The 9,056-nt window shown below is 68.1% G+C and carries 7 protein-coding genes, 1 tRNA gene and 1 pseudogene; 5 read left to right on the top strand and 4 right to left on the bottom strand.

From position 1 onward, the window contains the following. Positions 1-153 precede the first annotated feature (153 nt). Positions 154-399, top strand: a pseudogene (locus BST27_RS34625) (recombinase zinc ribbon domain-containing protein); the annotation flags it as partial. Positions 400-456: 57 nt separating this feature from the next. Continuing rightward, a complete protein-coding gene (locus tag BST27_RS34005) occupies positions 457-939 on the top strand; it encodes a hypothetical protein (protein WP_232007439.1) in 483 nt (160 codons plus the stop codon). Here BST27_RS34005 and BST27_RS24425 read toward each other — a convergent pair. Further along, positions 921-1,006: transfer RNA gene (locus tag BST27_RS24425), tRNA-Leu, on the bottom strand. The two genes, BST27_RS34005 and BST27_RS24425, sit on opposite strands and share 19 nt — an antisense overlap. A gap of 128 nt (positions 1,007-1,134) precedes the next feature. Here BST27_RS24425 and BST27_RS24420 point away from each other — a divergent pair. Genes BST27_RS24420 through BST27_RS24410 form a run of 3 tightly spaced genes read left to right on the top strand, consistent with a single transcriptional unit; the run spans position 1,135 to position 3,674 of the window. Beyond that, a complete protein-coding gene (locus BST27_RS24420) occupies positions 1,135-2,511 on the top strand; it encodes a M20/M25/M40 family metallo-hydrolase (RefSeq protein ID WP_069422102.1) in 1,377 nt (458 codons plus the stop codon). Between the two features lie 34 nt (positions 2,512-2,545). After that, a complete protein-coding gene (locus BST27_RS24415) occupies positions 2,546-3,070 on the top strand; it encodes a YbhB/YbcL family Raf kinase inhibitor-like protein (RefSeq protein ID WP_069422101.1) in 525 nt (174 codons plus the stop codon). Between the two features lie 34 nt (positions 3,071-3,104). Next, positions 3,105-3,674 (top strand): alpha/beta hydrolase family protein, encoded by a 570-nt coding sequence (locus BST27_RS24410; protein WP_232007437.1) that lies wholly within the window; start codon positions 3,105-3,107, stop codon positions 3,672-3,674. On the opposite strand, the gene nrfD is transcribed toward BST27_RS24410, so the two are convergent. Genes nrfD through fdh form a run of 3 tightly spaced genes read right to left on the bottom strand, consistent with a single transcriptional unit; the run spans position 3,657 to position 9,024 of the window. After that, the gene (gene nrfD / locus BST27_RS24405) at positions 3,657-4,721 is read right to left on the bottom strand and encodes an NrfD/PsrC family molybdoenzyme membrane anchor subunit (RefSeq protein ID WP_079220243.1); all 1,065 of its coding nucleotides are present in this window, start codon (positions 4,719-4,721) and stop codon (positions 3,657-3,659) included. The two genes, BST27_RS24410 and nrfD, sit on opposite strands and share 18 nt — an antisense overlap. Next, positions 4,718-5,734: a 4Fe-4S dicluster domain-containing protein gene (locus tag BST27_RS24400; RefSeq protein WP_069422099.1), complete on the bottom strand. Its 1,017-nt coding sequence runs from the start codon at positions 5,732-5,734 to the stop codon at positions 4,718-4,720. Before BST27_RS24400 ends, nrfD begins: the two co-directional genes overlap by 4 nt. Next, on the bottom strand, positions 5,731-9,024 hold the full coding sequence (fdh, locus tag BST27_RS24395; protein ID WP_232007436.1) for a formate dehydrogenase: 3,294 nt from the start codon (positions 9,022-9,024) through the stop codon (positions 5,731-5,733). Before fdh ends, BST27_RS24400 begins: the two co-directional genes overlap by 4 nt. Between the last annotated feature and the right edge of the window lie 32 nt (positions 9,025-9,056).

The following is a 9,056-nucleotide window of genomic DNA, read 5'->3' as shown; positions in this document are numbered from 1 at the left end:
CCCGAACCGCCCAAGATCCCCAATACCTCATGGATCAACCGACCCAACCAACCACAGGAGGAAACTCAGTAAATACCACCAAACGGCGCCTCACCTAGGTTGACAGGTTCCGTGGTCAATCCAGATGATGTGGCTTCCGGGTACGACACACGTATGCGGTGGCGTGATGAGGCCGATTGGATAGAACCTGCCCGTCGCACCCACGAAGCACTGATTCCAGACGAACTGGCGCAAGCTGTTCGCCTTCGGACACAAGTTCGGCGAGGCCCTGGTCTCGTCTGCAGCAGAGAATCGACCGTCCCCTATGCGCTGCGCGGGTTGCTGTTCTGCGCTGCGTGCGGCCGGCGGATGCAGGGTGCCGCGCGCGTCGGGAAACAAACAACTCGCATCCTCTATCGCTGCGAGCTCGGTAAGTCCCGTTCGGTGCCCGTGGACCTGAGTGAGCACCCTCGAACCGTGTACCTCCGCGAGGACGCGTTGACGCCCCGACTCGACGAGTGGATCGCAACCCTCGCGGACCCAGACGACTTGATGCGCGGCCAGGACATAGGAGCAGCGGCGGCCGGTGGCTATGCCGCCCTGCAGCGTCAGCTCAGCGAGGCAAATAGCAAGGTTGCTGCTCTGATCGCCGCAGTCGAATCCGGAGTGGCCGTTGAGGATTTGACTGATGCATTGCGTCGACGCACTGCTGAGCGCGATGCGCTGCGCGGACAGCTTGAGCGTGCAGAGCAGCCCAGCGTCATGTCTGCTGCGCAGATCAGCGAGTTGGTCGAAGAACTCGGCGGGCTGACAACGGTACTCCGGGCTGCAACCGGGCCGGAACGCGCCGAGGTATACGCCAGCCTGGGTCTGCGTCTTGATTACGACCCGCGTCTTCAGCGGGTCACGGCGACTGCCGACCTAAGTCGTGTCGCCCGACGTGTCCGAGGGGGGACTTGAACCCCCACGCCCATTAGTAGGGCACTAGCACCTCAAGCTAGCGCGTCTGCCATTCCGCCACTCGGACAAAACCAAACCGCATGAGTTGGCAGCTAAGGCTATCGGATCGGCTGGCGCAGTCCCAACCGGGCTAGGCGGACCGGCGCGCCGCCCCGAGTGGCGAGGAGCGGCCACGGGGCCCGAAGCGGCCCGGAGATGGTAGGAAAGGTGACTGTGACCGATGAGAACCAGGCTACGACCGCGTCGAGCGCTTCTCCCAGCGATGACGTCGCCGAGGTCGTCAGCAGGTTGATCCGGTTCGACACCTCCAACACCGGCGAACCCGAGACGACCAAGGGTGAGGCCGAATGCGCGCAGTGGGTCGCCGAGCAGCTGGCCGAGGTCGGTTATGAGACCGAATACGTCGAATCCGGGGCACCCGGCCGGGGCAACGTGTTCGCCCGCCTGCCTGGGGCGGACAGATCCCGCGGCGCCTTGCTGATCCACGGGCATCTCGACGTGGTCCCCGCCGAGCCCGCCGATTGGAGCGTGCACCCGTTCTCCGGCGCGATCGAGGACGGCTACGTGTGGGGCCGCGGCGCGGTCGACATGAAGGACATGTGCGGCATGATGATCGTCATCGCCCGCCACTTCCGTCGAGCGGGCATCGTGCCGCCGCGCGATCTGGTGTTCGCGTTCGTCGCCGACGAAGAGCACGGCGGCAAGTACGGCTCCCATTGGCTGGTGGACAACCGGCCCGATCTGTTCGAAGGCATCACCGAGGCCGTGGGCGAGGTCGGCGGTTTCTCGCTGACCGTGCCCCGCCGCGACGGCGGCGAACGCCGGCTCTACCTGATCGAGACCGCCGAGAAGGGCATCATGTGGATGCGGCTGACCGCGCGCGGCCGGGCCGGGCACGGCTCGATGGTGCACGACGACAACGCCGTGACCGCCGTCGCCGAGGCGGTGGCCCGTCTGGGGCGTCACCAATTTCCGCTGGTGTGTACCGACACCGTCGCGCAGTTCCTCGCCGCGGTGGGGGAGGAGACCGGCTTCACCTTCGATGTCGAGTCGCCGGATCTGGAAGGCGCCATCGAGAAGCTCGGCCCGATGGCCCGCATGCTGAAGGCGGTGCTGCGCGACACCGCGAACCCCACGATGCTCAAGGCCGGGTACAAGGCCAACGTCATCCCGGCAACGGCGGAAGCCGTGGTGGATTGCCGGGTGCTGCCGGGGCGTCAGACGGCGTTCGAGGCCGAGGTCGACGAGCTGATCGGGCCCAACGTGACCAGGGAATGGATCCGCGACCTGGCCTCGTACGAGACCAGCTTCGACGGCGACCTGGTCGACGCGATGAACGAGGCCGTGTTGGCGGTCGACCCCGACGGGCGCACCGTGCCCTACATGCTGTCCGGCGGAACCGACGCAAAAGCGTTCGCCCGCATAGGTATTCGCTGCTTCGGCTTCAGCCCGTTGCGGCTGCCGCCCGACTTGGATTTCACGTCCCTGTTCCACGGCGTCGACGAGCGGGTACCCGTCGATGCGCTGAAATTCGGAACCGAGGTGCTGACACACTTCTTGACGCACTGCTGAAAAGATTAGAGCCGACTACACGAGAGGACCGTCCATGGCGCCCAACCCGTATGACGCACTACCCCAACTGCCGACCTTCACCCTGACCTCGGAGTCCGTGCAGGACGGGCAACCGCTAGCCAATGCTCAGGTCAGCGGAATCATGGGCGCGGGCGGCGAGGATGTCAGCCCGCAGTTGAGCTGGTCGGGATTCCCCGAGGAGACCCGTAGCTTCGCGGTCACCGTCTACGACCCCGACGCCCCCACCCTGTCCGGATTCTGGCACTGGGCGGTGGCCAATCTGCCCGCGACCGTCACCGAGTTGCCCGCCGGCGCGGGCGACGGCAGCGACTTGCCGGGTGGCGCGCTGACCCTGGCCAACGACGCTGGCCTGCGCCGCTACATCGGCGCCGCGCCGCCTCCGGGTCACGGCGTGCATCGCTACTACATCGCGGTACATGCCGTGGATGTCGAGAAACTGGAACTCGACGAGAACGCCACTCCGGCCTACCTGGGGTTCAACCTGTTCCAGCACGCGATTGCGCGGGCGGTCATCCACGGGACGTACGAACAGAGCTAGCGCAGACCCGAAGCCGGCTAACGTGCGCGCATGCGTGCTTGTGCTGCCGGGCGGCCGGGTGCGCAGCGACGAAGTGTCCCGGTGGTGGCATCTGCCCAATCTTCGGATGGCATTGCTGACGCGGGCGTTGCGGCGCCGGCTGGGTCCCGGTGTCGTAGTGCGACAGGTCCAATACCGCTTTCGTGGGTGGAACAGCCCTGGGCTGGACGCCGTGCAGGACGCGCAACGGGTGCTCGACGAGCTCCGGGAGCGTTATGCGCCGGAAAGCATTGTGCTGGTGGGTCATTCGATGGGCGGGCGGGTGGCCGCGCGGCTGGCGTCCAAGGGCGGAGTCGACGCCGTCGTGGCGCTCGCACCGTGGTGGGTGAATGGGGCCGGCGATCGCATACCGGCGCCCACCCGTCTGCTGGTGGTGCACGGGGACGCCGACACCCGCACGGACCCGGCCGATTCCCGAGTTCAGGTCAGTCGCGCCAGTGACCGGGGACTGGACGCACAGTGGGTGGGCATCGAGGGCGTCGGCCACCACATGGTGCGACGCTGGCGCGAATGGCACCGTCTCACTGTGGATTTCGTCGCCGAGTCGCTAGCCGCCACCCGTTGATCGCACGGACCGTCGGCCGACGAGCCGCGCCGCGGCGGTGCGCGCGCTGCGCGCTCCGGCCACCAGCCGCGGGAACTGGGGCCCCCGGTCGTCGCCGCGCGCGGGCCGGCCGGCGTCGAGCCGTTGCCGCTGGGGGACCACCACATACTTCGGGTCGCGGGTGGACTCCACTCCCGCTTCGAACACACCGAACCGCTGCAGCGCGCTGCCGGTCAGCAGCGCCACTCCGCTCACCGCCGCCGCACCCCGATGCCGTCCGAAGGCCATCGTGCCCAGCGCCCCGCCGACCGTCAGGTACTCCGCCCAGGCGCGCAACCGGTGCGCCCGGCCCGTCGTGTACGCCTCGGCGACCAGGCCCAACCGCCGTTCCAGCAGCCGCGACGCCCCGACTTCCAAAACCGCGCCCGCGACCGCCAGCCGCCGGGCCGGACCGGCTTGACCGACCGGCGTCAGCGCCATGCCGAGCCCGCCCGCGCTGGCCGCGGCCGAGCCGGTGAAGACGAAGGGCAGATACGGGTGCGCTTCGTGCCAGGCCGGCACGGCGGTATGCGATAGCAGCACTGCGGTGTAGGACGCGACCGCGGGCGCCAGCGCCGCCGCCGACAGCCCAGCGGGCCGGGCTGCCCATGCAAGCGTCCTGCCCGTCCGAGTGGCCCGCAGCGGTGGCGGCATGACCTCGGCGGCCGCGGCGAGCCCGGCGCCGGGACCGTAGGCCATCAAGATCCAGGTTCCGACGCTCATCGGCGAACTTGGCTTGGCAACCCGCAGCAGGTGGTGAAACCGTTCGGGCCGGCCCAGATCGGCGAGCAGGAGCACCATGCCCGCGGCAATGCTGACCAGTGACCCCACCCTGCTGCTGCGGCGCAACGCCGGGCGATCGGTCAGGTCGGCACCCGCCGCCAGCAGCGCCGACCCGCCCGACAGCCCACCCGCGAACAGGTACGCCGCAACCCGCCAGTCCCACACCGGCGGTTTGAGCACGGCACGTCCGTAGTAGGACCGGAACTCGGCGGGCGGAACCGCCAGCTGCTCACCGCGCTTACTCATCGGCGGCCCCGGCCCAGAAATGACGACACCGCCGCGGCCACCAGCGCCGACGCCGCCAACCCGGCGTATTTCCACATCGCCGGCGCGTCGCGGGTCGGCACCACCGGGTCCGGCGGCAACCCGTACACCTCGGGCTCGTCCAGCAACAGGAAGAAGGCGCCGTCGCCGCCCACACCGTCGTTGGGGTCATGCCCGTACAACCGGGCCTCCGGCACCCCGCGCTCGTGCAGCTCTTCCACCCGGCGGGCCGCCCGCTCCCGCAGCTCGTCCAGCGGCCCGAACTGGATGGACTTGGTGGGGCACGCCTTTGCGCACGCGGGCTCCAGGTCGTCGCGCAGGCGGTCGTAGCACAGCGTGCATTTCCACGCCCGGCCGTCACCCTTGCGACGATCGATCACCCCGTACGGACAGCCGGACACGCAATAGCCGCACCCGTTGCAAATGTCTTGCTGCACAACGACAGTGCCGAACTCGGTGCGGAACAGGGCGCCCGTCGGACACACGTCCAGACAGCCCGCATGCGTGCAGTGTTTGCACACGTCGGAACTCATCAGCCACCGAAACGCGGTGCGGCTCTCGACGCCGCTGGCATCGCCCGGGCGGGAAAACTCCGGCAGCCCAAGGTCCACCGGCGCGTTGCCCAGCTCGGCACCGCCGTGCGGCGTGGCTTGAACCGCCGAAGCGACGACCTGAGCAGTGTCGGCACTGCTCGACGGCCCGGTTGGCCGGCCGGCCAGACCCGGATCCTGCTCGCCCAGCGGTCGGGCCTGCTCGATGAACGCCACATGGCGCCACGTGCTGGCGCCCAGGTTGCCGGTGTTGTCGAACGACATCCCCAGCAGGTTCAGGCCGTCTTCGGGCACCGCATTCCATTCCTTGCACGCGACCTCGCAGGCCTTGCAGCCGATACACACCGAGGTGTCGGTGAAGAAGCCGACCCGGGCCGGATGGTCGGCGTGCCCGGCATTTCCGGCCGGATCCGGCAGCGGACCATAGAAACTGTTGTCGCTCATGGGTTTTCCTCACCCTCGGTGTGCGGCTCGGTGTGCGCGACCGCGTCGGGCGCCCGGGTGGTGTCCAGCTGCGTACCCGTCGCCGACGTGATGCCGGCCCGGCGCCGGTAATCCGCGATGTATTCCAGCAGCGCCGGTCCCCGGGGCCGCCGGCCCGGCCGGACATCGCAGGTGGCGACCTTGCTTTCCTGGATGTAGACGTTTGGGTCCAACACCACCCCGAGCAGGTCGTTGACCACGTCGCCGTCCACCAGCCCAGCTTGCCCCCAGTGGTACGGCATCCAAAGCTGGTGCACCACACGGTCTTCGATGCGCAGCGGCTTCATCCGGTCGGTGACGAACACCCGCGCGTCCACCGCGGTGCGACTGGTGATCACGTGCGCCCAATCCATGTGCGCCAGCCCGCGGATGCGGGCCAGCTCGGGGGACACCTCGACGAACAGCGCGGGCTGCAACTCGGCCAGGTAGGGCAGTTGCCGGCTCATGCCGCCGGCGGTGTGGTGCTCGGTCAACCGGGCCGCGGTGAACACGAACGGAAAGACCTCGCCGTGCGCCTCGGGCGGCGCCGGGTTCGACGGATTGTCATTGCGGCCGTACGTAATTCGTGTCGGGTTGCCCTGCTGCCGGTACAGCGCATTCCGGACCGGGGACTCGTGCGGCTCGTAGTGCGTCGGCAGCGGGCCGTCCAGCAGGCCGTTGGGGGCGAACAGCCAGGCCTTGCCGTCCGACTGCATGATGAACGGGTCGTCGCCGCGCAGCGCCGCGACGCCCACGGCGTCTTCGGGTGGGCGGTAGTCGGGCGGCTTGGTCTTTTCGAAGTCGGGTACGTCGTAGCCCGTCCACTCACCCTTTTCGGCGTCCCACCAGACGAGCTTCTTACGCTCGCTCCAGGGCCGGCCCTGCGGGTCGGCCGACGCCCGGTTGTAGAGCACCCGCCGGTTCATCGGCCATGTCCAACCCCATTCGTTGTCGTAAGAGCCCTGCTCATCGTGCGGCTTGCGCCGCGCCGCCTGGTTCACCTCGTCGGCATACACGCCGCTGTAGATCCAGCAGCCGCAAGCGGTACTCCCGTCGGCCTTCAATTCGGTGTAGTCGTTCAACGCGCGGCCGCTGGTCAGATCAATACCGTTGATGCGGCGCAACACGTCCTCGCTCGACGGCTCGTCGCCGTCGGTCTTGTAGTCCCAGGCCAGCTCGAGCAGCGGCCGGTCCCGCTCGTCGGTGGAGCCGGCCAACTTCTCCCGCAGCAGCCGACCCAGGTGGTAGAAGAACCAGAGCTCCGAACGGGCGTCACCGGGCGGCTCGACCGCCTGTTCCCGCCACTGCAGCATCCGTTGCGTCTGGGTGAACGTGCCGGACTTCTCGACGTGCGAGGCGGCGGGGAAGAAGAACACTTCCGTCCGGCACGTCTCCGGGCTGATCTCGCCCGTCTCGATCTCCGGCGCGTCCTTCCAGAAGGTGGCACTTTCGATCATCACCAGGTCGCGCACCACCAACCAGTCCAGGTTGGCCATGCCCAGCCGCTGCATCCGCCCGTGCGCGGAGCCGACGGCCGGGTTCTGGCCGAGCAGGAAGTACCCCGACACCTTGCCGTCGATCATGTCCATCACCGTGCGGTAGGTGCCGTGATCGCCACTGATCCGGGGCAGGTAGTCGAAGCAGTAGTCGTTGTCGGCGGTGGCGTTGTCGCCCCAGTACTCCTTGAGCAGCGACACCATGTACGCGTCGGCGTTGTGCCAGAAGCCTTTCTGGTTGTCGCCGATGATGTCGTCGAGGTAGTCGGACAGGGTTTCCTGGCCGGCGTGCGGCATCGCGAGATATCCCGGCAGCAGATTGAACAGCGTCGGGATATCGGTGGAGCCCTGGATGCTCGCGTGTCCCCGCAGCGCGAACACCCCGCCGCCGGGGCGGCCGATGTTGCCCAGCAGGAGTTGGATGATCGACCCGGCCCGGATGTACTGGGCGCCCATCGTGTGTTGCGTCCAGCCCACGCTGTACACCAGCGCCGCGGTGCGCTCGCGGCCGGAGTTCTCCGTCCAGGCCCGCGCCACCTCCAGGAACTGCTCGGCCGGCACGCCGCACACCCGCTCGACCATCTCCGGGGTGTAGCGGGAGTAGTGGCGCTTGAGGATCTGGTAGACGCAGCGCGGGTGCTGCAGGGTTGGGTCGGACGGGATGTCTCCGGCGCCGCCTTCGATCGCGGGCCCGCCGGATCCCAGCTGGTCAGGCTCGCTGCGCTCGTCGGTCTCGGCCCCGTCCTGCCCGCCGTGCCGCGTCGCCTCGTAACGCCAGCTCGACGGGTCGTAAGACGCGGTTTCGGGGTCGTAGCCACTGAACAGTCCATCGAGATCCTCAGGGTCCTGGTACTTCTCGTCGACCAGGAACGAGGCGTTGGTGTATGCGGTGACGTAGTCCCGGAAGTCCAGTTCGTTGGACAGGATGTAGTTGATCACCCCGCCCAGGAAGGCGATGTCGCTGCCGGCGCGCAACGGCACGTGCCGGTCGGCGACGGCGCTGGTCCGGGTGAACCGTGGGTCGATGTGCACCACTTCAACGCCGCGCGCCTTGGCCTCCATCACCCACTGGAAGCCGACGGGATGGGCCTCGGCCATGTTCGAGCCCATGATGACGATGAAATCGGAATTGACCAGGTCTTGCTGGTAGTCCGTCGCTCCGCCGCGACCGAAGGAGGCTCCCAGACCGGGAACCGTGGCGGAGTGTCAAATACGGGCCTGGTTCTCGATCTGCAAAGCGCCCAGCGCGGTGAACAGCTTCTTGATCAGATAGTTCTCTTCGTTGTCCAGGGTCGCCCCGCCGAGGCTGGCGATGCTCATGGTGCGACGCAGCGTGTTGCGGTCTTTGTCGAAGTCCTGCCAGCCCTCGCGGCGCGCCTTGAGTACCCGCTCGGCGACCATGTCCATCGCGGTGTCCAGGTCGAGGTCCTGCCACTCGGTGGCATACGGCGCGCGGTAGCGCACCTTGGTTTCCCGCTGCGGTCCGGTGACCAGCTGCTTGCTGGCAGATCCCTTGGGGCACAGCCGTCCCCGCGAGATCGGGCTGTCTGGGTTGCCCTCGATCTGGATGACCTTGCCGTCTTTGACGTACACCTGCTGCGCGCACCCCACCGCGCAGAACGGACACACCGAATGGGCGACGCTGTCCGCGTCGGCCGTGCGTGGGGTGAGTTCCGCCGAGCGCGCGGACTGGGCGGCCTTGCCGCGGCCCAGTGCGTCGGTGCCGGTCAGTTGCCGGTACACCGGCCAGGACTTGATCAGCTTCGATATGTCCATGCACGCCCCTTCGATCGAGTGCGAGTGCGGCT

This window comes from Mycobacterium intermedium (assembly GCF_002086275.1).
Lineage (GTDB): Bacteria > Actinomycetota > Actinomycetes > Mycobacteriales > Mycobacteriaceae > Mycobacterium > Mycobacterium intermedium.
Note: the sequence above shows the minus strand (reverse complement) of the source record. Positions and strands in the feature narration are given on the sequence as shown.